19 protein-coding genes and 2 pseudogenes are annotated in these 25,091 nt (G+C 67.2%); 12 read left to right on the forward strand and 9 right to left on the reverse strand.

From position 1 onward, the window contains the following. The first annotated feature begins 22 nt into the window (after window positions 1–22). Together VXM69_RS38395 and VXM69_RS38400 are read left to right on the forward strand one after the other, a co-directional pair. Window positions 23–1,321 carry an adenylosuccinate synthase gene (locus VXM69_RS38395; protein WP_367190539.1) on the forward strand — a complete coding sequence of 433 codons (1,299 nt, stop codon included), beginning with the start codon at window positions 23–25 and terminating at the stop codon, window positions 1,319–1,321. 301 nt (window positions 1,322–1,622) lie between these two features. Beyond that, window positions 1,623–2,573, forward strand: a complete 951-nt coding sequence (locus VXM69_RS38400; protein ID WP_034191717.1) for a LysR family transcriptional regulator — start codon at window positions 1,623–1,625, stop codon at window positions 2,571–2,573. A 263-nt stretch (window positions 2,574–2,836) separates the two neighbouring features. On the opposite strand, the gene VXM69_RS38405 is transcribed toward VXM69_RS38400, so the two are convergent. Next, the gene (locus tag VXM69_RS38405; protein WP_367190540.1) at window positions 2,837–3,817 is read right to left on the reverse strand and encodes an AraC family transcriptional regulator N-terminal domain-containing protein; all 981 of its coding nucleotides are present in this window, start codon (window positions 3,815–3,817) and stop codon (window positions 2,837–2,839) included. 598 nt (window positions 3,818–4,415) lie between these two features. Here VXM69_RS38405 and VXM69_RS38410 point away from each other — a divergent pair. The 4 genes and pseudogenes from VXM69_RS38410 to VXM69_RS38425 all read left to right on the forward strand — a co-directional run bounded on the left by VXM69_RS38410 (window position 4,416) and on the right by VXM69_RS38425 (window position 11,482). Next, window positions 4,416–5,297, forward strand: coding sequence for a LysR family transcriptional regulator (locus VXM69_RS38410; protein ID WP_034191715.1), 882 nt, complete (start codon window positions 4,416–4,418; stop codon window positions 5,295–5,297). Window positions 5,298–5,526: 229 nt separating this feature from the next. Beyond that, a pseudogene (locus tag VXM69_RS38415) lies at window positions 5,527–6,764 on the forward strand (efflux RND transporter periplasmic adaptor subunit). Between the two features lie 15 nt (window positions 6,765–6,779). Further along, complete coding sequence (locus VXM69_RS38420; RefSeq protein ID WP_175868201.1) at window positions 6,780–9,971, forward strand: efflux RND transporter permease subunit; 3,192 nt, start codon at window positions 6,780–6,782, stop codon at window positions 9,969–9,971. Window positions 9,972–9,973: 2 nt separating this feature from the next. Continuing rightward, window positions 9,974–11,482, forward strand: coding sequence for an efflux transporter outer membrane subunit (locus VXM69_RS38425; protein WP_367190541.1), 1,509 nt, complete (start codon window positions 9,974–9,976; stop codon window positions 11,480–11,482). 133 nt (window positions 11,483–11,615) lie between these two features. Here VXM69_RS38425 and VXM69_RS38430 read toward each other — a convergent pair whose 3' ends face one another. The 3 genes from VXM69_RS38430 to VXM69_RS38440 all read right to left on the reverse strand — a co-directional run bounded on the left by VXM69_RS38430 (window position 11,616) and on the right by VXM69_RS38440 (window position 14,211). Beyond that, on the reverse strand, window positions 11,616–12,329 hold the full coding sequence (locus tag VXM69_RS38430) for a dienelactone hydrolase family protein (RefSeq protein ID WP_034191110.1): 714 nt from the start codon (window positions 12,327–12,329) through the stop codon (window positions 11,616–11,618). Between the two features lie 288 nt (window positions 12,330–12,617). Continuing rightward, window positions 12,618–12,929 (reverse strand): DUF4148 domain-containing protein, encoded by a 312-nt coding sequence (locus VXM69_RS38435; protein WP_034191126.1) that lies wholly within the window; start codon window positions 12,927–12,929, stop codon window positions 12,618–12,620. 316 nt (window positions 12,930–13,245) lie between these two features. After that, complete coding sequence (locus VXM69_RS38440) at window positions 13,246–14,211, reverse strand: GlxA family transcriptional regulator (protein ID WP_034191111.1); 966 nt, start codon at window positions 14,209–14,211, stop codon at window positions 13,246–13,248. Between the two features lie 218 nt (window positions 14,212–14,429). Here VXM69_RS38440 and VXM69_RS38445 point away from each other — a divergent pair, with 218 nt between their 5' ends. The 3 genes from VXM69_RS38445 to VXM69_RS38455 all read left to right on the forward strand — a co-directional run bounded on the left by VXM69_RS38445 (window position 14,430) and on the right by VXM69_RS38455 (window position 16,642). Further along, complete coding sequence (locus tag VXM69_RS38445) at window positions 14,430–15,071, forward strand: HD domain-containing protein (RefSeq protein WP_124610176.1); 642 nt, start codon at window positions 14,430–14,432, stop codon at window positions 15,069–15,071. Window positions 15,072–15,710: 639 nt separating this feature from the next. Next, the gene (locus VXM69_RS38450; protein WP_301943248.1) at window positions 15,711–16,166 is read left to right on the forward strand and encodes an antitoxin Xre/MbcA/ParS toxin-binding domain-containing protein; all 456 of its coding nucleotides are present in this window, start codon (window positions 15,711–15,713) and stop codon (window positions 16,164–16,166) included. Further along, the gene (locus VXM69_RS38455) at window positions 16,163–16,642 is read left to right on the forward strand and encodes an RES family NAD+ phosphorylase (protein ID WP_034191114.1); all 480 of its coding nucleotides are present in this window, start codon (window positions 16,163–16,165) and stop codon (window positions 16,640–16,642) included. The genes VXM69_RS38450 and VXM69_RS38455 overlap by 4 nt, the downstream gene beginning before the upstream one ends. Before the next feature lie 37 nt (window positions 16,643–16,679). Here VXM69_RS38455 and VXM69_RS38460 read toward each other — a convergent pair whose 3' ends face one another. The 4 genes and pseudogenes from VXM69_RS38460 to VXM69_RS38475 form a co-directional block, all read right to left on the reverse strand. Next, a complete protein-coding gene (locus VXM69_RS38460) occupies window positions 16,680–17,618 on the reverse strand; it encodes a tyrosine-type recombinase/integrase (RefSeq protein WP_367190805.1) in 939 nt (312 codons plus the stop codon). 65 nt (window positions 17,619–17,683) lie between these two features. Continuing rightward, a pseudogene (locus VXM69_RS38465) lies at window positions 17,684–17,993 on the reverse strand (DUF2165 family protein); the annotation flags it as partial. A 121-nt stretch (window positions 17,994–18,114) separates the two neighbouring features. Beyond that, window positions 18,115–19,470, reverse strand: coding sequence for a uracil-xanthine permease family protein (locus tag VXM69_RS38470; protein ID WP_069704954.1), 1,356 nt, complete (start codon window positions 19,468–19,470; stop codon window positions 18,115–18,117). Between the two features lie 58 nt (window positions 19,471–19,528). Continuing rightward, window positions 19,529–20,653 (reverse strand): aryl-sulfate sulfotransferase, encoded by a 1,125-nt coding sequence (locus VXM69_RS38475; protein WP_367190542.1) that lies wholly within the window; start codon window positions 20,651–20,653, stop codon window positions 19,529–19,531. A 102-nt stretch (window positions 20,654–20,755) separates the two neighbouring features. On the opposite strand from VXM69_RS38475, the gene VXM69_RS38480 reads away from it, so the two are divergent. Then, on the forward strand, window positions 20,756–21,712 hold the full coding sequence (locus tag VXM69_RS38480) for a LysR family transcriptional regulator (RefSeq protein WP_367190543.1): 957 nt from the start codon (window positions 20,756–20,758) through the stop codon (window positions 21,710–21,712). Window positions 21,713–21,917: 205 nt separating this feature from the next. Beyond that, window positions 21,918–23,903: a gamma-glutamyltransferase family protein gene (locus tag VXM69_RS38485; protein ID WP_367190544.1), complete on the forward strand. Its 1,986-nt coding sequence runs from the start codon at window positions 21,918–21,920 to the stop codon at window positions 23,901–23,903. 52 nt (window positions 23,904–23,955) lie between these two features. Here the strand turns inward: VXM69_RS38485 and VXM69_RS38490 are convergent, their stop codons facing one another. Then, window positions 23,956–24,114: a hypothetical protein gene (locus tag VXM69_RS38490; RefSeq protein WP_176730030.1), complete on the reverse strand. Its 159-nt coding sequence runs from the start codon at window positions 24,112–24,114 to the stop codon at window positions 23,956–23,958. Window positions 24,115–24,310: 196 nt separating this feature from the next. On the opposite strand from VXM69_RS38490, the gene VXM69_RS38495 reads away from it, so the two are divergent. Further along, window positions 24,311–24,853 (forward strand): hypothetical protein, encoded by a 543-nt coding sequence (locus VXM69_RS38495; RefSeq protein ID WP_034191119.1) that lies wholly within the window; start codon window positions 24,311–24,313, stop codon window positions 24,851–24,853. The last annotated feature ends 238 nt before the right edge of the window (window positions 24,854–25,091 follow it).

The following is a 25,091-nucleotide window of genomic DNA, read 5'->3' on the forward strand; positions in this document are numbered from 1 at the left end:
TTTCTCACATGGAGTGCGGAGCATGCCGAACGTGGTGGTGGTAGGCGCCCAATGGGGCGACGAGGGCAAGGGGCGCGTCGTGGACTGGCTGGCGGCCCAGGCCGATCTCGTTGCGCGCTACAACGGCGGCCACAACGCGGGCCATACGCTGGTCGTCGGCGACAAGACGTACAAGCTCGCGCTGCTGCCGAGCGGCATCGTGCGCGGCAAGCGCGGCGTGATCGGCAACGGCGTCGCGCTCGATCCGGAAGCGCTGCTCGCGGAAATCGAGCGGATGGCCGGGCTCGGGCTGTCGGTGACGCCGGACAATCTGTCGATCGCCGAGAACGCGACGCTGGTGTTGCCGATTCACCGCGCAATCGACCAGGCGCAGGAGCGCCAGCGCCGCGAACCAATCGGCACCACGCTGCGCGGGATCGGGCCGGCCTACGAGGACAAGGTCGGGCGCCGTGGTCTGCGCGTCGGCGATCTCGCGGAGCCTGGCCGGCTTGCCGCCAAGCTCGACGTGCTCGTCGATCATCACAACGCGTGGTTCCGGGGCCTGGGGCTCGACGAATACGACCGCGACGCGATGCTGGCGACGCTGGTCCGCCTCGCGCCGAAGATCCTGCCGTTCGTGCGCCCCGTCTGGGCCGATCTGAACGACGCGACCGATCGCGGCGAGCGCATCCTGTTCGAGGGTTCGCAGGCCGTGATGCTGGATATCGACTGGGGCACGTACCCGTTCGTGACGTCGTCGGGCACCGTGGCGTCGGCCGCCGCGGCCGGCACCGGCCTGGGCGCGTCGAAGCTCGGCCATGTGCTGGGCGTGACCAAGGCGTATGCGACGCGTGTCGGCGGCGGCCCGTTCCTCACGGAGCTGAACGACGTCACCGGCGAAGCGCTGCGCGCGCGCGGGCAGGAATTCGGTGTCAATACCGGCCGGCCGCGACGCTGCGGCTGGCTCGATGCCGCACAACTGCGTCAGGCCGTCAGGATCTCGGGCATCGATTCGCTCGCAATCACGAAGCTCGACGTGCTCGACGGCTTCGAGTCCATCGCGCTGTGCGTCGGTTACGAACTCGACGGTGCGCGTGTCGACCATCTGCCTGTGAGTCTCGATACGCAGGCGCGCGCGAAGCCTGTATACGAAAGATTCGACGGCTGGCATGGCACCGTGAAGGGCGTGCGCGAGCGCGCGGCGCTGCCGCGCGCCGCTCAGGATTTCATCGCGCGCGTCGAAGCGGTCGCGGGCGCACCGGTGTCGATGATCACGACCGGTGCGGAGCGTGACGACACGATCGTGTTGCGCAATCCTTTCGACGTGGCGGCCGCTGCGTGACGCGCGAAACGGGGAGGGCGTAAATTGCGCCGCGGCATCGCGGCCGGCGGGGCGTTTTTGCCGGCCCGATGCCCAATGCCCGTTGATGCTCGGGTGCGTGCACGCGCGGCCCGGATGCCATGCGACAAGCGATTCCACGGCACGATTCGGCATCCGGATTACGCCGCGTACGGCGAACTGGACACGCCTGCAGCGCTGCTGTACTGTTCCGCACAATTCGCGCCAGACCGGCCTGTGCCGGAGCCGCCGGCACCCAGGCCGCACGGCGGCGCGACGTGATCTCAATCCCGGGGACAGGTCGATGGACACGTTACAGATGATGCGCATTTTCGTCCGGGTTGCGGAGGAGGGCAGTTTCACGAGCGCGGCCCATCGCCTGGACATCACGACGGCCTACGCATCGCGTTCGGTCGCACAACTCGAAACGCATCTGCGCACGCGCCTGCTCAACCGCAGCACGCGCCGCATTGCGCTGACCGACGCCGGGCAGCGCTATCTCGACCGCTGCCAGCGGATCCTCGGCTATATCGACGAAGCGGAAGCCGAGGCGGCCGACGCACAGGCGAAACCGTCGGGGCGGCTGCACGTTCACGCGACGACGAGTTTCGGCCAGTCCTACGTGGTGCCCGCGGTCGTGCGCTACCGTGAGCGTTATCCGTCGGTCGCGGTCGAGCTGACGCTGTCGCAGCACGTGCCCGACATCATCGACGAAGGCTACGACGTATCGCTGCAGTTGAGCACGACCGAGCTGCCCGATTCCGGGCTCGTGTCGCAGCGGCTCGGCGACGTGGGCAGCGTGCTGTGCGCGTCACCCGCGTACCTGAAGGCGCGGGGTACGCCGCACACGGTGAGCGACCTCGAAGGTCATGCGTGCCTGCAGATCGTCACGTCGCTCTTTCCGCGCGACCGCTGGCATCTCGACGGCCCCAATGGTCGTGAAACGTTCGAGCTGCCGTTGCCGGATTTCCAGGTAAACATCGCCGAAGCGCTTGGCGCCGCGCTGCGTGCCGGCCTCGGGATCGGCTCGCTGCCGATCCCGGCCGCCCTGCCCGGGCTCGCGAGCGGTGCGCTGGTGCGCGTGCTGCCCGAATACCGGTTGCAGAAGCTGACGGTCTATACGCTGTACGCGTCGCGTCAGTATCTCGACGCGAAGATCCGCACGTTCGTCGATTTCCTGCGCGAATGCGTGCCCGAGTTGCTGGCCGCCGACGAGGCTGCGGTGACCGCGTCCTGCGCGTCACGCAATTCCTGATTCAGGCATGGTGCGGTGCGCGAGCGCCGCATACCGATCCTTACTAGCTTAAATAATACGTATTTCTATATTTTCTGGCGGCGCTGGCTACTGGCGCACACCCGGCGCGCCACCTGTATCTTTTGTTTCGCGACAGCGTGGTGCCCACGTCGTCGGCCGAATACTTCGCCCGCTGCATCGACGAAGCCGTGCTGGCCGAGCGGGCGAATGAGAACGGGAAGAAGGGCGGGGCACGCACGCGCATACGGCCCGCGTGAAGCGGCTTATGGCGCGACGCGCGACAGCGGCACCGCTTCGCCTCGCAGCCTCGCGACGTCGCGGCCCGGCGCGTCGCCGAACAGCCGCGCGTATTCGCGGCTGAACTGCGACGCGCTGACGTAGCCCACGCTGCGGCACGCCTGCCGCGCATCCATCGCCGACAGGCACATCAGGCGGCGCGCCTCCTGCAGTCGCAGTACCTTCTGGCATTGCAACGGGCTCATCGACGTGACCGCACGGAAGTGGTGATGAAAAGTCGACGGGCTCATGTCGACCTGCCGCGCGAGCGAGTCGACCGTCATCGGATCGCGGTAGTGGTCGCGAATCCACGCGACCGCGCGCGAAATGCGCTGCGCCGTCGAACCGGCCTCGCCAACCTGCGCGACGCGTGCACCCGACGGACCGCACAGCAGCCGAATGAGGATTTCGTCGACGATCAGCGGCGCGAGCAGGTCGAGCTCGACCGGTTGTGCCATCAACTGCATCAGCCGCGCGACGGCGTCGACGATTTCCGGCGTCGCGTCGTGCGTGTCGAGCGCGCCGCAGTCGACGGTTTTCGGCAACCCGCGCGGGAACACGCGTGGCGTGAGCGCGGCGATGCGCGCAGGATCGAGTTCGAGCTGCGCGTAAAGGAACGGCTCGGCGGGCGTTGCGCGCGTCACGCGGCCGGTGACGGGCACGTCGGCCGTCGCGACCAGCATCCGCGCTTCGTCGATCGTGTAGGTGTCGTCGCCGACCCGCATCGACTTCGCGCCTTGCCCGACGATGCTCATGCACGCGTGGTGCACGCCGTGGTTCCACTGCGCCGGCGCGCCGGATGCGCGTGAGATGCGCATGCCGCGCACCGGGAGGTCGAACGACCCGTCGTGCGGCGCGTAGGCGGCGATCAACGCCGCGAGCCGGGCCGCGTGCGGCCGTGCCGGCGACCGCGGGTCGTGATCGGGCAGGAGGCGCGGTTGCGGTGGCGTTCGGGCGTCGGTTTCCATGTTGCGTGAGCGGATGGCGGAGTGAGCGAGGCGAGGTGCGCGGCGGCGATTCCCCGTCGAGAAACAGGCAGGGGCGCCGGCACGGCGGTCACATCGTACGACCAGTTGCGTGCGCCGGATTGCCCAAACCTGTCGGAAATTAGCCCGATCATCCGGACCTGCATGGTCGGTGGTCGCATCGCCCGTCGTTGCGAGGTGTGCAGCGCACAAATTCGGAAATTAAGGCAAAACAATCGCAGGATCGGGCAAGCTATTTCCCGGTGGTTTTCATACCATTGCACCTGCTGAAAGAAATGTGTTCCAGTGCGTTCGTGTGACGCAGGCAAAACCGTCGCATGATCCGCGGCCGCTGCCGCACGTGTTGCCGCCGCGAATCGCTGGAAAAGACTCAGGACTGCTATCGAATGATCGTACATCGGGCCGGCCGAGGCTGGCTTGCGCCCGTTGTATGCCGGCTCGCGCTCGTCGCGAGCGGGCCGACCGGCCCGGCGAGGCCGGCGTCGGCGCCGCTGCATTGGCCGGGCTGATGCGGATTGGCCGCGACGCGCCGGCGGGTGCAGGTGGAACGGCAGCCGTCCGCGCAGGGGAATCCGGACAAATGGACCAACTTCAATCGATTCGGGCATTCGTGACGGTGGCAAGGGAAGGCGGGTTCCGCCGCGCGGCGACGCGGCTGCGCGTGTCGACGGCGATGGCGAGCCGGTTGGTCGATGCGCTCGAAACGCGGCTCGGCGCGCGCCTGCTTCAACGCAGCACCAGCCACCAGTCGCTGACGGAAATCGGCGAGCTGTATCTCGCGCGCGTCGAGCGGATTCTGGGCGCGATCGACGAGATCGACGGCCGTTTCGTCGCGATGGGCAGCAAGCCGGAAGGGGCGTTGCGCGTGGCCGCGCCGGTCGCGTTCGGGCTCAGCCAGTTGAGCGCGTTGCTCGATCGTTTCGTGCACCTGTTTCCGGACGTGCGGCCGACCGTGACGCTGACCGATGCGTACGTCGACCTGACTGCCGAGGACATCGACGTCGCATTCCTGATCGACGGTATGCCGGTATCCGGTGCGCACGCGCTGCATACGCTGGCCGCGTACGAATCCGTGCGCGTCGCGGCGCCGGGTTACGTCGCCGCACAGGGCGGCGCGGCGGCATCGGGCGGCTGGCCGGATCTCACGACCGTCCGGTTCGAACCGCCGGCGGCCGACGACGACCCTGCGGCCGCGATTCGACCGGGCTCGGCCCCCGGCAATGCGGGCGTCGGCCATCTCGAGATGGCACGACGGCTGGCCGTGGCCGGCATGGGCGCGGCGGTGCTGCCCGCGTATCTCGTCGACGCCGATCTGGCGGCCGGCACGCTGGTGCGTATCGCACCGGTTCGCCCGCTCGCGCCCGTCACGCTGAAGCTCGCGCATGTGCGTGCCGCGCGTCTGTCGGCCGCCGCGCGCGCGTTCATCGAATTCGCCGGCGCCGCGTTCCGGCCCGCGCGCTAGCGTCCCGGCTGGCCGCTGCGGCAACGCGTGCCCGTCGGGGCCGCGGGCTCGCCGTTCCTTTTTACGGAAGCAGTTCGGCAAACGAACGCTCCGCAGGGTGCACCGCACACCCGAAGCACGTGCCCGCATGCGTGTCGGACGGAAGCGAGAGCATTCCGCCCGCGCATGCAGGCCGCGAGGAGATCTGGTGATTCCCATTGAATGTCGTCTATTTGTGAGAGGTCGCTCCATGCGCGTCGAACGGGTTCCATACCGCTTGATCACTGTCGCGGCAGCCGCGGTTTTCCTGGCTGCCTGCGGAAAAAAGAATCGGCACCGCCGCCGCAAACACCTGAAGTCGGCGTCGTCACCGTCCAGCCGCAGGCCGTACCGGTCTTCACCGATCTGCCGGGCCGCACCAGCGCGTTCCTCGTCGCGCAGGTGCGTGCGCGGGTCGACGGCATCGTGCTGCGCCGTGAATTCACCGAAGGCAGCGACGTCAAGGCCGGTCAGCGTCTGTACAAGATCGACCCGGCGCCGTACGTCGCCGCGCTGAACAGCGCGAAGGCGACGCTCGCGAAGGCGCAGGCGAACCTCGTCACGCAGAACGCGCTGGTCGCGCGCTACAAGGTGCTGGTGGCCGCGAACGCGGTCAGCAAGCAGGACTACGACAACGCGGTGGCCACGCAGGGCCAGGCCGCGGCGGACGTCGCGGCCGGCAAGGCGGCGGTCGACACCGCGCAGATCAACCTCGGCTATACGGATGTCGTGTCGCCGATCACGGGCCGCGTCGGCATCTCGCAAGTGACGCCGGGCGCGTACGTGCAGGCGAGCCAGGCGACGCTGATGTCGACCGTGCAGCAGCTCGATCCGGTGTACGTGGACCTCACGCAGTCGAGCCTCGAAGGGCTGAAGCTGCGCCAGGACGTGCAGAGCGGGCGCCTGAAGACGAGCGGCCCGGGCGCGGCGAAGGTGTCGCTGATCCTGGAAGACGGCAAGACCTATTCGGAAGCGGGCAAGCTGCAGTTCTCGGACGTGACGGTCGACCAGACCACCGGCTCGGTGACGATCCGCGCGGTGTTTCCGAACCCGGGCCGCGTGCTGCTGCCGGGGATGTTCGTGCGCGCGCGGATCGAGGAGGGCGTGAACGAGAACGCGTTCCTGGTGCCGCAGATCGGCGTCACGCACGACCAGAAGGGGCAGGCGATCGCGCTGGTGGTGAACGCCAGCAACAAGGTCGAGCCGCGTCCGCTGAAGACGACCGGCATGCAGGGTCAGAACTGGATCGTCGAAGGCGGTCTGCAGGCGGGCGATCACGTGATCGTGCAGGGCGGTGAAAAGGTGCGCCCGGGTGCGACCGTGAAGACCGTCGAGGCGCAGCTCGCGCCGGCGCCGGATGCGGCGTCCGCCGTAGCGGCGGGTGCCACGCCGGCGAGTACCGCCGCCAATGCTGCTGCGAGTTCGGCCGCCGCGTCGGCCGCGCAATAACAGGGAGTCCGTTTCATGGCCAAGTTCTTTATCGATCGCCCGATCTTCGCGTGGGTGATCGCGATCGTGCTGATGCTGGCCGGCGTCGCATCGATCTTCAAGATGCCGATCGCGCAGTATCCGACGATCGCACCGCCGACGATCCAGATCCAGGCGAACTACCCGGGCGCATCCGCGAAGACGGTGGAAGACACGGTGACGCAGGTGATCGAGCAGCAGATGAGCGGTCTCGACAACTTCCTGTACATGTCGTCGACGAGCGACGACTCGGGCAATGCGACGATCACGCTGACCTTCTCGCCGGGCACGAATCCGGACGTCGCGCAGGTGCAGGTGCAGAACAAGCTGTCGCTCGCGACGCCGAACCTGCCGCAAGTCGTGCAGCAGCTCGGCATGCAGGTCACGAAGTCGAGCAGCAACTGGCTGATGTGGTTCGCGTTCAACTCCGAGGACGGCAGGATGTCGAAGGAGGACCTGACGAACTACGTGGCCTCGCACGTGCTTGATCCGCTGAGCCGCGTGAACGGCGTCGGCCAGACACTGCTGCTCGGTTCGCAGTTCTCGATGCGGATCTGGCTCGACCCGACCCGCCTGACCAACTACGGCCTTACGCCGATCGACGTATCGACGGCGATCACGCAGCAGAACGTGCAGATCGCGGGCGGCCAAATCGGCGGCACGCCGGCGAAGCCGGGAACGGTGCTGCAGGCGACGATCACCGAATCGACGCTGCTGCGCACACCCGAGCAGTTCGGCAACATCCTGCTGAAGGTCAACCAGGACGGCTCGCAGGTTCGACTGAAGGACGTCGGCCGCGCGGCGCTGGGTTCGGAGAACTACACGTTCGACACGAAATACATGGGGCAGCCGACGGCCGGTCTCGGCATCCAGCTCGCGACCGGTGCGAATGCGCTGGCGACCGCGACTGCGTTGCGGGCCAAGATCGACGAGCTGTCGAAGTACTTCCCGCACGGTCTGGTCGTCCACTACCCGTACGACACGACGCCGTTCGTGCGCCTGTCGATCGAGGAAGTGGTCAAGACGCTGATCGAGGGCATCGTGCTCGTGTTCCTCGTGATGTACCTGTTCCTGCAGAACCTGCGGGCGACGATCATCCCAACGATCGCGGTGCCGGTCGTGCTGCTCGGCACATTCGCGATCATGGGCGTCGCCGGCTTCTCGATCAACACGCTGTCGATGTTCGGCCTGGTGCTTGCCATCGGCCTGCTGGTCGACGATGCGATCGTGGTGGTCGAGAACGTCGAGCGCGTGATGGCGGAAGAGGGCTTGTCGCCGAAGGAGGCGACCCGCAAGGCGATGGGCCAGATCACCGGCGCGCTGGTCGGCGTGGCGCTCGTGCTGTCGGCGGTGTTCGTGCCGGTGGCGTTCTCGGGCGGCTCGGTCGGTGCGATCTATCGCCAGTTCTCGCTGACGATCGTGTCGGCGATGGTGCTGTCGGTGCTTGTCGCGCTGATCCTGACGCCGGCACTGTGCGCGACGATCCTGAAGCCGGTTCCGCAAGGGCATCACGAAGAGAAGAAGGGCTTCTTCGGCTGGTTCAACCGGACCTTCGATCGCAGCCGCGATCGCTACACGGGTGGCGTGAATCACGTGATCCGGCGCTCGGGCCGCTGGCTCGTGATCTATCTGGCCGTGTTCATCGCGGTCGGCGTGATGTTTACGCGCCTGCCGAAATCCTTCCTGCCCGATGAAGACCAGGGCTACATGTTCATGATCGTGCAGACGCCGTCCGGCTCCACGCAGGAGACGACCGGCAAGACGCTCGACAACATCAATACGTACCTGACGACCGCGGAGAAGGACGTGGTCGACTCGGTGTTCACGGTCAACGGCTTCAGCTTCGCGGGCCGCGGCCAGAACGCGGGCCTCGTGTTCGTGAAGCTGAAGCCGTACGAGCAGCGCCAGCGTTCGAACCAGAAGGTCCAGGCGCTGATCGGCCGGACCTTTGCGCACTATTCGACCTACAAGGACGCGATGGTGATTCCGTTCAACCCGCCGTCGATTCCCGAACTCGGCACGGCCGCCGGCTTCGACTTCGAGCTGACGGACAACGCCGGTCTCGGCCACGAAGCGCTGATGGCCGCGCGCGGCCAGTTGCTCGGGATGGCCGCGAAGGATCCCGCGCTCGCGCTCGTGCGCCCGAACGGCCTGAACGACACGCCGCAGTACAAGGTCGACATCGACCGCGAGAAGGCGAATGCACTCGGCGTCACGGCCGCTGCGATCGACCAGACGTTCTCGATCGCGTGGGCGTCGCAGTACGTGAACAACTTCCTCGATACCGATGGCCGGATCAAGAAGGTCTACGTGCAGTCGGATGCGCCGTTCCGGATGACGCCGGAGGACATGAACATCTGGTACGTGCGCAACAGTTCGGGCGGGATGGTGCCGTTCAGCGCGTTCTCGAGCGGCCACTGGATCTACGGTTCGCCGAAGCTCGAACGCTACAACGGCGTGTCGTCGATCGAGATCCAGGGGCAGGCTGCGGAGGGCAAGTCGACCGGCCAGGCGATGGCCGCGATGGAGGCGCTCGCGAGCAAGCTGCCGGAAGGCATCGGCTATTCGTGGACCGGCCTGTCGTTCCAGGAAATCCAGTCCGGCTCGCAGGCGCCGATCCTGTACGCGATCTCGATCCTCGTCGTGTTCCTGTGTCTCGCGGCACTGTATGAAAGCTGGTCGATCCCGTTCTCGGTGATCATGGTGGTGCCGCTCGGCGTGGTCGGCGCGCTGCTCGCGACGATGCTGCGCGGCCTCGAGAACGACGTGTTCTTCCAGGTCGGCCTGCTGACCACCGTGGGCTTGTCCGCGAAGAACGCGATCCTGATCGTCGAGTTCGCGCGTGAGTTGCAGGCGACCGGAAACATGGGGCCGGTGCGGGCGGCGATCGAGGCGGCGCGCCTGCGACTGCGCCCGATCCTGATGACGTCGCTCGCCTTCATGCTCGGCGTGCTGCCGCTCGCGATCAGCAACGGCGCGGGCTCGGCCAGCCAGCATGCGATCGGTACGGGCGTGATCGGCGGGATGATCACGGCGACGTTCCTCGCGATCTTCATGATCCCGATGTTCTTCGTGCGGGTTCGCGCGATCTTCAGCGGCGAGACGGAAAACGTCGACGATGCATGGCGTCTCGTGCAGGGCGACCTGCAGCGCGGTCACGACGACGCACACGATTCGAAGGGGCGGTAACGATGCAAAAACATGCTTTGACTGCAACGATGGCGGCACTGGCCGCCGCGCTGTTCGCCACGGGCTGCACGATGGCGCCGCATTACAAGCGGCCCGATGCGCCCGTCGCGCAGGCGTACCCGGCCGGCGGCGTCTACGCGACGCAGCCGGGTGCGGCCGACGCGCGCAGCGCGAACGGCCAGGCGGCGACGGCCATCGGCTGGCGCGAATTCTTCGTCGATCCGCGCCTGCAGCGGCTGATCGAGATCGCGCTGAAGAACAACCGCGACCTGCGCGTGTCGGTGCTGAATATCGAGGCGGCGCGCGCGCAGTACCAGATTACCCGCGCGGGCCTGTTCCCGACGCTCGACGGTACGGGCACGGGCAACGTCCAGCGCGTGCCGCAGGGCTTGTCGACGACCGGTGCGCCGTATATCTCGCGTGCCTACAACGTCGGGCTGTCGGCATCGTGGGAGCTCGACCTGTTCGGCCGCGTGCAGAGCCTGAAGGACCAGGCGCTCGCGCAGTACCTGTCGACGTCGTACGCACGGCAGGCGTCGGAAATCTCGCTGGTGTCTTCCGTGGCCGACCAGTACCTGACGCTGCTGTCGACCGACGACCTGCTGAAGGTCACGGAGAACACGCTGAAGTCCGCCCAGGCGCAGTACGACCTGACGAAGCTGCAGTTCGACAACGGCACGGGCTCGGAGCTCGAGCTGCGTCAGGCGCAGACGGTGGTCGAGACGGCGCTCGCGAACCAGCAGGCGCAGGCGCGTGCGCGTGCGCAGGCGCTGAACGCACTGGTGCTGCTGATCGGCGAACCGCTGCCGGACGACCTGCCGGCGGGCATGCCGCTGGACGCGCAGAACCTGCTGACGGACGTGCCGGCCGGGCTGCCGTCGGATCTGCTGACGCGTCGTCTGGACGTGATGCAGGCCGAGCAGACGCTGCTGGCCGCGAACGCGAACATCGGCGCGGCACGTGCGGCGTTCTTCCCGCGCATCTCGCTGACGGGCGCATTCGGCACCGGCAGCCCGACGCTCGGCGGCCTGTTCAAGGCCGGCACGGCGGCGTGGTCGTTCGCGCCGCAGATCACGATGCCGATCTTCGAAGGCGGGCAGAACATCGCGAACCTGAACCTCGCGCACGTGCAGAAGCGCATCGAGATCGCGAACTACGAGAAGGCGATCCAGTCGGCGTTCCGCGAAGTGGCGGATGGTCTCGCCGCACGCGGCACGTACGACCAGCAGATCGCGGCGCTGGAGCGCAACGAGCATGCGCAGCAGCGTCGTTTCGACCTGTCGGACCTGCGTTACAAGAACGGCGTCGACAGCTACCTGTCGGTGCTGACGGCGCAGACGGACCTGTACTCGGCCCAGCAGACGCTGATCAGCGCACGTCTGGCGCGCTGGACGAACCTGGTCGACCTGTACCGCGCGTTGGGCGGCGGTTGGATCCAGCACGCAGGCGAAACGCCGCGCGCGCCGGATGCGCCGGTCGATTACGACAAGGCGGCTGCGACAAACGGGTAAGCGCAACGAAGCGCAGGGGCGGCCAGCCGCGCCTGTCGTTTCGAACCGGCGGTATGCGGAAACGAAAACGCCACGGATTTGCGTCCGTGGCGTTTTCATTTGCACGGCCGCCCGCGAAGGGCGTCGCGTTACGTTACGCCTGTGTCGTCCAAAGCGTACGGCCGAAGAAGGTCAGCGTGCGATCCCAGGCCATTTGCGACCACACCGGATCGAACTGCGTGCTGGAGATGCGGCCCGGGCCCACGGCCGTTTCGTTCGCGAACCCGTGGTGCGCGAGATAGCGATGGAACTCGAAGCCGACCTTCGCATCGGTCAGCTTCTTTTCCAGCGCGTCGACCTGGTCGATTGTGAAGAATGCGTCCTGCGTGCTCCAGTGGCCCATCAGCGGCACCTTGAGCTTCGCCGGATCGATGTAGTCGAGCGGCGGGAAGCCGTACCACGTCACGCCCGCATCCGCATCGGCGTGTTGCAGCGACAGCAGCGTGAGGGCGCCGCCCATGCAGTAGCCCGTGATCGCGACCCGCGAGGCCAGCGTCTTCAGATACGTGACGGCGCCGGGAATGTCCTGCGACGCGGCATCGCCGAAATCGAGGCCGGTCATCAGGTGGTGCGCTTCTTCTTCCTCGACCGTCGACTTGCCGCGATACAGATCGGGTACCAGCGCGAAGTAACCGCAGCGCGCAAGGCGGTCCGCGACGCCGCGGATCTGGTCGTTCAGCCCCCACCATTCCTGGATGACGACGACGGCAGGCGCGCCTTCGGTTTTTGCCGGCGTCGCGAGATAGCCCTGCAGTTCCTGGCCGTCCGGGCGGCGAAACGTGATCATGGAACCGGATGTTTGAGACATGAAACCGCTCCTTTTCGAAAAATGCGTTGAGCGCGGCATCGGGCCGGCCAGCGGGCGCGGCGACGATCGGGCATGCCGGGCGTCGTGGTGCCGCTCGCGTTCGAGTCGGCCGGCGCCGACCACGCGGCCATTCTATGCGCAAACATCCACTGGCTGCGTGAACGGTGCTGTGCCGCACGTGATCGGTGTCCGGAGCGGGTGGCCGAAAAGCAAACACCCCGCCCCGATGAACGGGCGCGGGGTGTTGCGGGTACCGCGCGCGTACCGGGATACGCGCGCGGGATCGGCTTACTGGCCGAAATAGACCGAGTCGCGGCCTTCCTGCTTGACCGCGATTGCGCGGCCGGCACGCACGCCGGCGGCGGCTTGGGCGCCGTAACCGGCTTCATCGGCGTTCGTCACACGCGCCTGGGCGGTTTGCAGCGCGCGCGGGTAATACTGATCGGAGACTTCGGGCTTGTAGCCGGCCTGTTCGAGCTGCACGAGTTCCGCACGGACCTGGGCGCGCGTCAGCTGGCCCGACGGGTTCGATTGTGCGAATGCGCCGTACGAGGCGGACAGGGCGGTTGCGGCGACGACAGCGGTGATGAACGACTTCATGGTGACCTCCGGTTTCATGGATTTCTCGCTTCGCTCGTTGCGTTTAGCGGTTGATTGCATCGTAGCGATCGCGTTACCGGTCGGAAATACGCGTTCCAGTGATTCATTATTGCAACTGGGTAAACGATCGGCGTGAGTGGCGGTTTCATCCGATGATTGCGGGCGTGACGGGCCGCGGGCATACGCCGATGAGCGCTCCGGATTCGGCCCGACAGGGCTCGATACCGTCAAACTGCCCGTTGCCGCGTGACGCTCAATTACATCGCATTCCGAAATAGTTGACCGGTGCAGTCGCCATCGTCGATGCGTTGTCCTATCACTCCACAGGAACCGCCTGCCGTTTTCGGTACTCGGCCGGCGTAATCCCGACGTGGCGGGTGAACGACCGCCTGAGCGTGTCGACATTCGCGAAGCCGCATTTCGCGGCGACCTGCTTCGGCGTGTCGTGGCCGTTCTCGAGCAACTGGCGGGCCGCCGAGATGCGGGTTGCCTCGACCCACGCGGCCGGCGTCATGCCCACCTCGGCGCGAAACAGCCGCGCGAAGTGGCGGGGGCTCATGCCCGCATGCTTCGCCAGGTCGGCTACCGAATGCGCGAGTTCCGGATTCGCCGCGATCCAGCGTTGTACCTCCTGCAGCACCGAGCGCCCGGTGGGGCGCGCTTCGCCCTTGCGGCTGAACTGGAGCTGCCCGCCAGGGCGCTTGAAGAACATCACCAGTTGCGCGGCGACGCGCCGTGCGATCTCGCGGCCGAGATCTTCCTCGACCAGCGCGAGCGCGAGATCGAGCCCGGCCGTGACGCCGGCGCCCGTGCGCAGCTTGCCGTCGCGCACGTACAGCGCATCGGCATCGACGGCGAGCGACGGATAGGCTTCTGTCAGCGCGTCGGCGGCGGCCCAGTGCGTGGTCAGGCGGCGGCCTTTCAGCAGGCCGGTGGCGGCGAGGATGAACGCGCCGGTGCAGATCGAGCCGTAGCGCTTGCTCTGCACGGCCGCCGATCGCAGCCACGCGAGGACATCGGTGCGCAGCGTGACGCGGCCCGCGCTCGGCGCGCCCGCGACCAGCAGCGTGTCGATGCGCTCCGGGATGTCGGGAACGATCCAGTCGGGCAGCAGTTGCGCACCGGACGAACTGCGGATCGGACCGGATTCGCTCGCGATGATCCGCAATGCATAGAACGGCCTCCCGCATTCGGCATTCGCCTGTGCGAACACGTCGAGCGGTGCGGAGACATCGAGCAGTTGAACGCCCGGGACGGCGAAAATTCCCACGACCTTCGGCATGGTGATCGGATGCGTGCGGTATCTAAGGTGATGCGCAGCAGTATAGAGGGGCCGGTGGCGCATCGAGCGAGGCGGCGGAGCCCTTTTTCGGTGTTTTTTCGGTCACGCAGGCATCACGTCCGTCCATCGCGCGAAATGGCAGGATTTGACGTAATACGTCTATTGAAGACAGCTATCGGGCTTTGGAAAATCGGGAGTGTTTTCAATGGAGGTCAATCATGACTGAGAACGTTGCAGGCATCGCCATCCCCGATAGCCAATTGACGCGCGAGATCACCGAACTCGTTCGCGATACCGCGTCGCCGCTGCTGTTCCATCATTCGAGCCGCGTTTACTATTTCGCGGCGCTGGCGGGCCGGCGCCGCGGGCTCGAGTACGATCCCGAGCTGCTCTACTGCGGCTGCATGTTTCATGACATGGGGCTCACTCACAAGCACAGCAGCGCATGCGAGCGCTTCGAAGTGGACGGCGCCAATGCCGCCCGCGATTTCCTGAAGGGCAAGGGCATCTCGCAGCAGGATATCGACGTTGTGTGGACTTCGATCGCGCTGCACACCACGCCCGGTATTCCGCAGCACATGCATCCGGTGATCGCGCTCGTCACCGCGGGCGTCGAGATGGACGTGCTGGGCCTCACGTATCCGGAATACAGCGACGTCGAGCGCGAGGCCGTCGTTCGCGCGCATCCGCGTACGCCGCACTTCAAGGAAGACATCATTCAGGCGTTCTACGACGGGATCAAGCATAAGCCCGGCACGACGTTCGGCAACGTGAAGGCCGATGTGATCGCGGACAAGGATCCGCATTTCCGCGCCGGCAATTTCTGCAGCGTGATCCGGTCGTCGGCGTGGGCCGGCTGATTGCATCGGGTATCGCGCACGTTCCGCTGCACCGGGCGGAACCGTGCGTGCCGGTGGCAGGGTAGCTGCCTGTGTGAGTAGGGGCGTTGCCCTGCCGGATGTTCGACCGGGACCGGCGTTCTGATGGCGTCCATACTCAGGACGTATCCGACACCCGCTGCGTCGACATGGGCTCGACATGGTTCGACGACAGCTTCAAGTGGGGCCGTACGGCGATGAGATCTCGAACCGGATGTTCATGAGCGATGGCGAGAAGTGCGGGATCGGGGCGCGAATCCGGAGGGAGGGGGCCGCGGGACGTGTTTCGTCATGGTGGTCGGCGAGTAACCGGGCCGGTCGCTCCGGTCGACAAATGTGCATTGCGGGATGGCAGATGCCGGTTCAGCGGCGCGATTTAATTCAATAAAAGGGTTGTTACGTGACAACCGTAAGACATCTCAGAGGACTTTATATACTGAATAATAGTTCCGCCTCATCAAAGCGAATCTTCGATTCGCATCCTCAGACGCTGCTGCCAGGGGCAGGAGGGGATCCTTGGCCGAGCCCGTCGACCGGCCGACGACAGCAGCTTTGGCTCGTCCTCCCGCAAGTTTTCGGCAAAACGCCTATAATGGTTGGGCAAATTGCCGGAGAGAGGTCATGAGCACCATCGCTTTTCATCCTTCAGGCGTCGCGCATCCGCGCCAGGCCGAATTCACGATTCTCGAGCAGCTGCTGGCGATCCGTGTCCGTTCGGGCGCCGATCTGGCCGAGCTCGCGAGCGCGCGTGTCGACGTATCGGTGATCGACCGGCTGTCCGAGCGCGGGCTGAAATCGGACGAACTGGCCTTCATCATTCCGCGCCGCACGCTGAGCCATCGTCGCCAGGCGCACGAGCGCCTGTCGCCGGAGGAATCCGACAAGGCGATCCGCCTCGCGCGCATCGTCGCGCAGGCGACGGCCACGTTCGGCGACCAGGGCAAGGCGATGGCGTGGCTGCGCAACGGGTTGCAGCGCTTCGGCGGCCGCACGTCGCTCGACATGGCGAGCACCGAGCACGGTGCTCGCCTCGTCGAGGAAGTCCTCACGCAAATCGACGAGGGGTATTTCGCTTGACGACGTTGTGGCGGATCAGCAATTACGCCGATCTGAAGGGCATCGGCGGGTTGCGGGCCGGCGGGCGCTGGCATTTTGCCGGGCAGCCCGTCGTCTATCTCGCCGAACACCCGGCGCTCGCGCTGCTCGAGACGCTCGTTCATTTCGAAATCGCCACCGTTGCCCAATTGCCGAGCGGATACCAGCTGCTGCGGATCGACGTGCCCGATTCGGTGGATGTCGCCGAAATCGCGGAAGGCGACGCACCGGACGACTGGCAAACGAACGTCGACTGGACCCGCAGCGCCGGCACCGAATGGCTGCATACGCAGCCGAGCGCGCTGCTGCGCGTGCCGAGCGTCGTCGTGCCGCACGCGCACAACTTCCTGTTGAATCCGCTGCATCCGGCCGCATCCGAGATTCGCATCGCGGAAGTCATGCAATCGCCGTACGACACGCGAATCCTGCGCCTGATCCAGTCGAAGTCGGGCGCATAACGAACGGGAAGGAAAAGGGGGCGTTCCGCGCACGCGTTCAGCGTTCGTGCGCAGCGCGATCCGCGGCTGCGTCCGGCGGCAGCGTCTGCCGGATGCGCGTGACCGTTCGCGTGCTGACGAGGCCGAGCATCGCACTGACCTCGGCATGCGTGTGGCCCGCGAGCAACTGCCGGCGCGCATACGTGTTGCGCAGCACGCGCGGGCTCATGTCCGCCGCGTGGAAGCCGATCGCGGTGAGCGCTTCGCGCACCACGAGCAGCAGGAACATGTCGTTCATCGCGCCACCGCCGCGCGGTGCGGGGAACAGCAGCGCCGGTGCCGGCGTATCCGTCGAATACGCGTGCCACGCGGCGAGCGGCGCCAGCGCGAATTCGGCCAGTTCGACCCGGCGCGCCGGCCGCGCGCGATCGCGCGGCACGGACAACGCCGGTGGCTGCGCATCGAGATCGGGCGCGGCGCGGGGCATCGCACGAATCTCGGCCGAGGTGATACCGCTGGCAAGCAGCAGCGCGACGATCGCGCGATTCCGGCAGTCGGTGGGCGAGTCGTCCGGCCGAGGCTGGACATGGCGCTGCAGCGCCGCGTCGGCGTCGGGCGGCAGGTAGCACGGCTCCGGCTCGCCGGCCGGCCAGGCGAGATCGCGCGTCGTCCGTCCTGCCGGGTGGATCGTCCGCACACCGGTGTCGACCAGATGCCGCCCCAGCCGGTCGATCAGCTTCGCATAGCGCACGCGCGTCGACGTGCCGGGTGCGCAGGTACGGTCGAGTTCCGCCAGGAACGCCGCGACGTGGTCGGGGCCGAACGTGACCAGCGACACGCGCTGTGCGATCAGATGACGCAGGAACCGCTCGAACATCGCGACGTGCTGCACGACCGAACGCGGCGCGAACGGCCGGCGGCCGGCGCCCGTCGCGGCGGTTTCCTGCCATGCGCGAAACGCGCCGACGGGGTCGTGAATCCAGCGATTCGTGTCCATCCACGATTTATAGCCGGACGCGGTGACGCCGGCAATCGTCCCGATGTCCATCCGTTCGGCGCGGCACGCGTCTCGTCGATTCCGTCGGTGTTCATCGTCAGGTAGACGAGCACGAGCGGCAGCGTGATGAAGAAGCGGAACGCGTCCGGTACGCCGTTCCATTGCCTCGACATCCCCATCCCGAACCATTCGCCGCCGACCGACATGAACGCAACCTGTCACGTGAGGAGGCCGAGCGTCAGGCCGGCGATCGCGTGTGCCTTGGCCGTGCGGAACGCCGCTTCGCCGGCGCGGCGCGCGCAGCAACCGGACCGCGCCGATCCGGCACGGCAAGGCCGTCGCCGTTTCCATCGCGATGATGATGCCGATATACCCGAAGCCGGGGCGGCGCCGAGGAGACGCGCGTGCCGGCGCCAGGAGAGAGCGGCGCTTGCCGGTTGAACGGAGGAAGTCGTCAAGCGGAGCGCAGCGTGCGCCGCGCTGCCCGTTATCGCCGTTACGCTTCGCGCGAAGGTGCCGGTGGCACGCTTGCCTGCGTCTGTCCGCTCAACCGCGCGAGCGCGGCGAATGCCAGTTGCGTTGCGATGGCCGCGAGCGTGCCGGCCGCCATGCCGTTGCCGAGCACGATCTGGACGGGCGCGCCGAATTGACGATACAGGTTCGGCACCAGGATCGGCGCGAGACCGACCACCAGCGCGGCCGCGAGCGTGTACTGGTTGGCGCGCGCGTGCAGGTCGACGCCGGCGAGCAGCCGGATGCCCATCACGCCGATCATCGCGAACACGACCAGCGCGGTGCCGCCGACGACGGCGGCCGGAATCGCATACGCGAGCCGCGCGAGCGGGGCGAACAGCGCTATGACGATCAGGATTGCGCCGGCGGCGGCCGTCACGTAGCGCGAGCGCACGCCGGTCGTCTGTACGACGCCGATGTTCTCGGCACTGGTCACGATCAGCGGCGTGCCGAACAGCGCGCCGGCCAGCGACGCCAGTGCATCGCCGCGTATCGTCTTCGGCACGTCGCGCGTCATCGAGACCGCCTTGCCGCACGTCTCGCCGACGGCAACGGTCTGCGCGGTGGCCTCGGCCATCGAGATCGCGGTGAAGATCAGCAGCGGCAGCGCGGCCAGCACGTCGAAGCGCGGCATCCCGAACGGCAGCCACACCGGATGCGTGAACCACGGGCCGTGCCATACGCCGGCGAGCGCCGGCATCGCGTCGAGCGCCCAGCCGAGCGTCGCGCCGGCCATCAACCCGATCAGTACCGCGAGGCGCCCGAGCGTGCCGCGAAACGCACCGGCGACGACGACGGTGGCGACGATCGTCGCAAGCGCGAGACCGAGCGCGCGCGGTTGCGCGAAGTCGGCCGAGCCGGGCTGGCCGACGACGATCGCCGCGTAGATCCGGATCAGGTTGATCGACACGAGCAACAGCATCGCGCCGACGACGACGCGTGGAAAGAGCCGCAGGCAGCGCGTGAACACGGGCAGCAGCACCCAGTAGAACGCGCTGGCGAGCAGCGCCGCGCCGGCGGCGGTCGGCAGGCCCGACTGCGCGGCGATGCCCGCGAACAGCATCGTCGGTGCGCCGCCGGGCACCATCACGAACGGCATGCGTGCGCCGATCGGGCCGGCGCCGAGCGATTGCACCAGCGTGCCGACGCCGCACGCGAAGAACGTCGCGCCGATCAGCTGGACCGTCAGGTCGGCCGGCAGCGCCAGGACTTTCGCGATGAGGAAGACGGCCGTGATCGGCGACGCGGCCATCGACAGCACGTGCTGCAGCCCGAACAGCGCGAGCTGCCACGCGGGCAACCGTGCATCGACGGGCGGTGAGATCGGATCGTGCGACACGGCAGGCCCCTCGGAAGCGAACGGCGACGATGGCAGGAATGCAACGGCGAACGACGCGTCAGGTCCGCAGCCAGGGCAGTTGCGCGGCGCTGTAGCGGAACGTCTGGAACACGCTGTTCAGCTGGCCGGGGCCGGTCTTGCGCGCGGCCTCGTCCGGGTATTCCGCGAACCACGGGATCACGTATTCCCACACGACTTCGCCGGCCGGCGTCACTTCGAACAGCCGGCCCGTTGACGATTCGGTGATGTGCGTGTTGCCGTTCGGCAAGCGCTGCGCGTTGCCCATGAACGGCGTGTAGAACAGGTTCACGACGTCGTCCGTGTACGACCAGACGACGCGTTGCGTCGCGGGATCGATCTCGACGACGCGCGAGAACACGACGTGCGCGCCGTGGCGGAAATTGCCGTTGTCGAACGCGAGGATGTTGCCGTTCGCGAGCGGCACGGGCGCATGCTGGTGCGACACGACGTCCGGCCCGACGTGCAGGTCGATGCGGCCGGTTGCGCGGTTTACGCCGATGATCCCCGACGTCGTGCGCAGGCTCATCAGCACGCGCCCGTTCGCGTCGACCGCGAGACCGTTGACGAGCGGCCAGTGATAGCGGCCGAACCCGGCCGCGATCGGAAAATCCTCGGGTCGCAGGTGCTCGCGCGCGTGCCATTCCCACACGATCTGTCCGGCCCGGTTCACTTCGCGGATCACGTCCGCGTACATCACGTCGTCGTCGCCGTGCGGCGTACCGCCCGGCACGCGCCGCGCGAACGCGGCGTCGACCGGTTCGCACGCGGCGTAGAGCAGGTTGCCGTTCGGCAGCCACTGCGCATCGTGGTGATGCGCGGGATCCTCGTAGCGCCACACCGTTTCGCCTTGCGGCGTGACCTCGTAGAAGTCGCCGCCATGCCACATCGACCACGGCGCGTAGCGGGATTCGGATTGCGGGTGATTGCCGTTGTAGCCGAGGTTGCCGTTCGCGAGGATGACCGCGTGACGGCCGGGGCGCACGGGCATTTTCCACTGATGGGCGACCTCGCCGTCGATGCCGACGAGATAGACGTTGCCGTCCGCCGTTTGCGGCGCGATGAGCGTGTAGCCGCCTGCGGACAGGGCGGGATCGTGGGCGATGAGGCCGACGCCGCGGCGGCGCTGGGTAATCTGGTCGACGGTCGTCACTGCGGTCTCCATTCGAATCGAACACGGGAATGCAGCGCAATCTAGACGATCCGGAGAGTCAGTGAAACTGGATTATTCTTGACGGCATGTTCGGAAAAATCTAACGGTCCATTCATGCGTTCGATATCGCAGACATTCCGCTGTTTCGACGAGGTCGCCCGGCGCGGCTCGATTCGCAAGGCAGCCGACGCGCTGCACCTGACCGCCGCGGCCGTGCACCAGCAGATCCGCAATCTCGAGGAGCAGGTCGGCGTGCCGCTGTTCGACCGGCTGCCGCGCGGCATGCAGCTGACGCTCGCCGGCGAGATCGTGATCGCCGCCGTGCGGCGCGGCCAGCGCGACTTCGACAACGCGCTGACGCAGGTCGAGGACTTGCGCGCACTGCGGCGCGGGCACGTGAACCTGGCCGTGCCCGCATCGACGGCCGAGAAGCTCGTGCCCGACGCGATCCTGGCCGCGATGCAGCGCTATCCCGGCGTCACGTACAGCGTGCGCTCGGGAAACGGCGAGAGCATCGTGCGCTGGGTCGAGACGGGCGAGGCCGACATCGGCTATGCGCTGCGCCGGCGCACGGCGGCGAGCGTCGTCGAGGTGCGCGCGTTCGCGCAGCCGCTTGGTGTCGTCACGGCACCTGGCCATCCGCTGGCGTTGTCCGGCGGCAAGGTGCGGATGCGCGACTGCTTCGCCCATCCGCTGCTCCTGATGACACCCGACACGGAGCTGCGCGTGATGTTCGACCAGATCGATGCGCGGCAGCCGCGCAACGCGCGGCCGCTGGTCGAGACGGGTTCGGTGTCGATGGTGCGGCGACTCGCGGCCGAAGGGGCCGGCATCGGCTTCCTGATCGCGGAGAACGTCGCGGACGACGTCGCGGCCGGCCGGCTCGCGTGGACGCCGCTCGCCGATGCGGGCGCGCGTTCGTTCAGCTGCATCTACCAGCGCGCGGACATGAGCGCGACTGTCGCGATGACGATGTTTCTCGAGTTTTTCTCGGAAGCGATCGAAGCGATGGAGCACGGTTTCGCGCGTGATGGCCGCGTGGCCGGCAAGCGTCGCCGGACGGCAACGTAACGAAGCCGCGTCGCGACGCAGTGCAGCAAATGGCCGGCAAGCCGGTTCGGTGGCGTTGTACGTGCAACGATCGGCCGCATTGCGTCATTTCCTTGTTGCGGAAAGAAAATTGTTCATGGGACTATCGAACGCGTTGCCCGCGCACCGAGGGGGTCGCAGGCAGCGTGATGCCCATCGCAACGCTCTAAAAGAACATCGACGAACAATGAACAGAACAGCGATTTTTCCGTATGCCTCTGTATTGCTCGCGGCCGCGCTGCTGACCGCATGCGGCGGCGATGTCGAGAACGACGCGGGTCACGCGACGACACCTTCAGCCGACACCAGCTGCCTCGCGGTCGACAACAGCGGTGCGACGGTCGTGGTCGGGTCGAACCAGCCGGGCGATCCGTCGCTGCCGGAAGCGTCGTCGGGTTATCGCACCGGGATGAAACCGGTCTACGCGAAGACCTACCTCGTGGCCACGTCGAACGCGTACGCGAGCGCGGCCGGCTGCGCGGTGCTGAAGAAGGGTGGCACGGCCGCCGATGCGGCGGTCGCCGTGCAGGCCGTGCTCGGCCTGACGGTGCCCGAGGCGACGGGCCTTGGATCGGGCGGCGTGCTGCTCTACTACGATGCCCGCGGCAAGACGCTGCAGGCCTACGACGGCCGCGAAACCGCGCCGGCCGCCGCGACGGAAAACTACCTGCGTTACGTCGACGACGCGACCGACCATTCCGCGCCGCAGCCGAACGCGCGCGCGAGCGGCCGCTCGATCGGCACGATCGGCGTGCCGCGGCTCATCGAGGCGCTGCAACAGGATCACGGCCGCCTGCCGTGGCAGAACCTGTTCGGCGATGCGATCACGCTCGCGACCAACGGCTTTCCGATCGGCGGCCGGCTCGCCGACGCGATCGCGGCGAACGCCACGAACCTGAAGCGCGATCCCGAGGCCGCCGCGTACTTCCTGAACGCCGACGGTTCGCCGAAGACGCTCGGCACGGTCCTGAAGAACCCCGCGTACGCGCGCACGCTGGCGCTGATGGCGCAGTCAGGTGCGAATGCGCTGTACACCGGGCAGATCGCACAGGACATCGTCGCGAAGATCGCGATGACGAAGGGTGCGGACGGCTCGACGCTCACGCCGGGCAAGACGACCGTCGCGGATCTGGCCGCCTATCAGGCGAAGCGTCGCGTACCGGTGTGCACGACCTATCGCAGCTACTGGGTGTGCGGGATGCCGCCGCCGTCGTCGGGCGGCATCGCGGTCGCGTCGGCGCTCGGCATTCTCGAGAATTTCGACCTGAAGTCGCTGAAGCCGACCGCGATCGATCTCGAAGGCGGCAAGCCGACCGTCGCGGGCGTGCATCTCGTCACCGAGGCCGAGCGGCTCGCGTATGCCGACCGCGACAAGTACGTGGCCGATACGGATTTCGTGCCGCTGCCCGGCGGCACGTGGGACACGTTGCTGAACAAGCCGTATCTGAAGTCGCGCGCGGCGCTGATCGACACGACCAAGAGCATGGGGACCGCCCAGCCGGGCAATCTCGGTGCGGTGCCGCTCGGTGTCGACACGACGCTGATCGAACACGGCACGAACCAGTTCACGATCGTCGACGGCGACGGCAACGTGCTGAGCGCGACGACGACGGTCGAGTCGAGCATGGGCTCGTTCCACATGACCAACGGCTTCCTGCTGAACAACCAGCTGACCGACTTCTCCGCGAACCCGGTCGATACGTCCGGCAATCCGGTGGCCAACCGGCTGCAGCCGGGCAAGCGGCCGCGCAGCTCGATGGCGCCGACGATCGTGTTCGGGCAGGCCGCCGACGGCTCGCGCGGCGATTTCGTGATGGCGACCGGTTCGCCGGGCGGCGGCACGATTCCGCAATACGTGGTCAAGACGCTCGTCGGCGCGCTCGACTGGGGGCTCGACGCGCAGCAGTCCGCGGGGCTCGTCGATTTCGGCGCGAGCAACAGCCCGACGACCACGATCGGCGGCGAGCATCCGAACGTCAACACGGCGAACAACGGTGCGAACGATCCGCTGATCACGGGGTTGCTCGCGCTCGGGCACAAGGTGTCGACGTCGGCGCAGGCGAGCGGCGTCAATACGGTGATGCGCGTGACGGTCGGCCAGTCGCCGGCGTTGCAGGGCGGTACCGATCCGCGTCGCGAAGGCGTCGTGCTCGGCGATACGTTCCGGCCGTAACTGGGTGAGTGCGTACGGCCCCGGTCCGCCGACGGGCGGTCGGGGCCGTTTTTCATGGCGAGGCCGCATGGATGGCCGAGCAATGCACATCATTCGGAATGCTGATGAAATAGGCTGGCCGCTTCACCAGCCGGGTGGGCCGATGCGTGGCGATCGGGCGAATCACCCAGGCGGAGCGCCGCTCCCGTTCGCCGACGAATAGGGTGTCCATCCCGCCGCGAGCCCTCGATTGTCAAACAGTGTGAGTCAATCGTCAGCATTTGCAACCGAAGTAACAGTCCCCGCAATTCAATCGTTTTGCGCGCCGGCGCCGCTACATTAGCCCCACCTGCCGCACTTCGCGGTGAGGCATGCGACAAGCCGCACGAAGGCGGCCCGCAGCAACAACGTCTTTGGGGAGAATGACCATGAACAAGATTCGTACGATCCTGCTGGGTGCCGCTCTGACGGCGATGGCGACGTCGGCTGCATTCGCACAGACGGCCCAAACCGGCGCACAGGGTTCTGCTGGCGTCGGCGCACAGGTCCAGACGCCGCTGCTCGGCGGCGGCGTGGGCGTGCAGGCCGGCGCCGGCGCGAATGCGGCGGGCTCGGGTTCTGGCGCAGGCAATGTGGTCGGCGGCGCGCTGAACGGCGTCGGCAAGACGGTCGGCGGCGTCGGCTCGGCAGCCGGCAATGCGGTCGGCGGCGCGACGCAGGCGGTCGGTTCCGCAGCCGGTACGGCGAAGGATGCGGCGGCATCGGCCGTCCACTCGACGAAGTCGCACGTGAAGCACGTCGCCGGTTCGGTGAAGAGCCATGCGCAAGGCGCGATGTCGACGGCAGGCGACGTCGCGGGTGGCGCGAAGGCGAAGGCCGGCGAGGCGCTCGAAGGCACGGCTAACGCAGTGCAAGGCGGCGCATCGGTCGGCGTGAAGGGTTCGGCGTCGGCGCAAGGCGGCGCGCTGTAAGCAGCACGCGTTCCGTCAAGGCCCGGCCCGCTTCGATGCGGGCCGGGCTTTTTTTGTTGGCGCGCGCGGCCCCTGCCCATTGCCGGCCCGCCATGCTTAAATAGCGAGGCTCCCGGTTGCGGGGCCGCCGCGACGGCGGTGCCGGTCGACCAGGGCAAGCATGTCCGATCGACATCGTGACGACAGACGACACCAAAACGCCGCGTCGGCCAGCCCGGCGCGGTCCGATAACATTCCG

It is taken from the genome of Burkholderia sp. Ed8, assembly GCF_040761425.1.
Classification (GTDB): Bacteria; Pseudomonadota; Gammaproteobacteria; order Burkholderiales; family Burkholderiaceae; genus Burkholderia; species Burkholderia seminalis.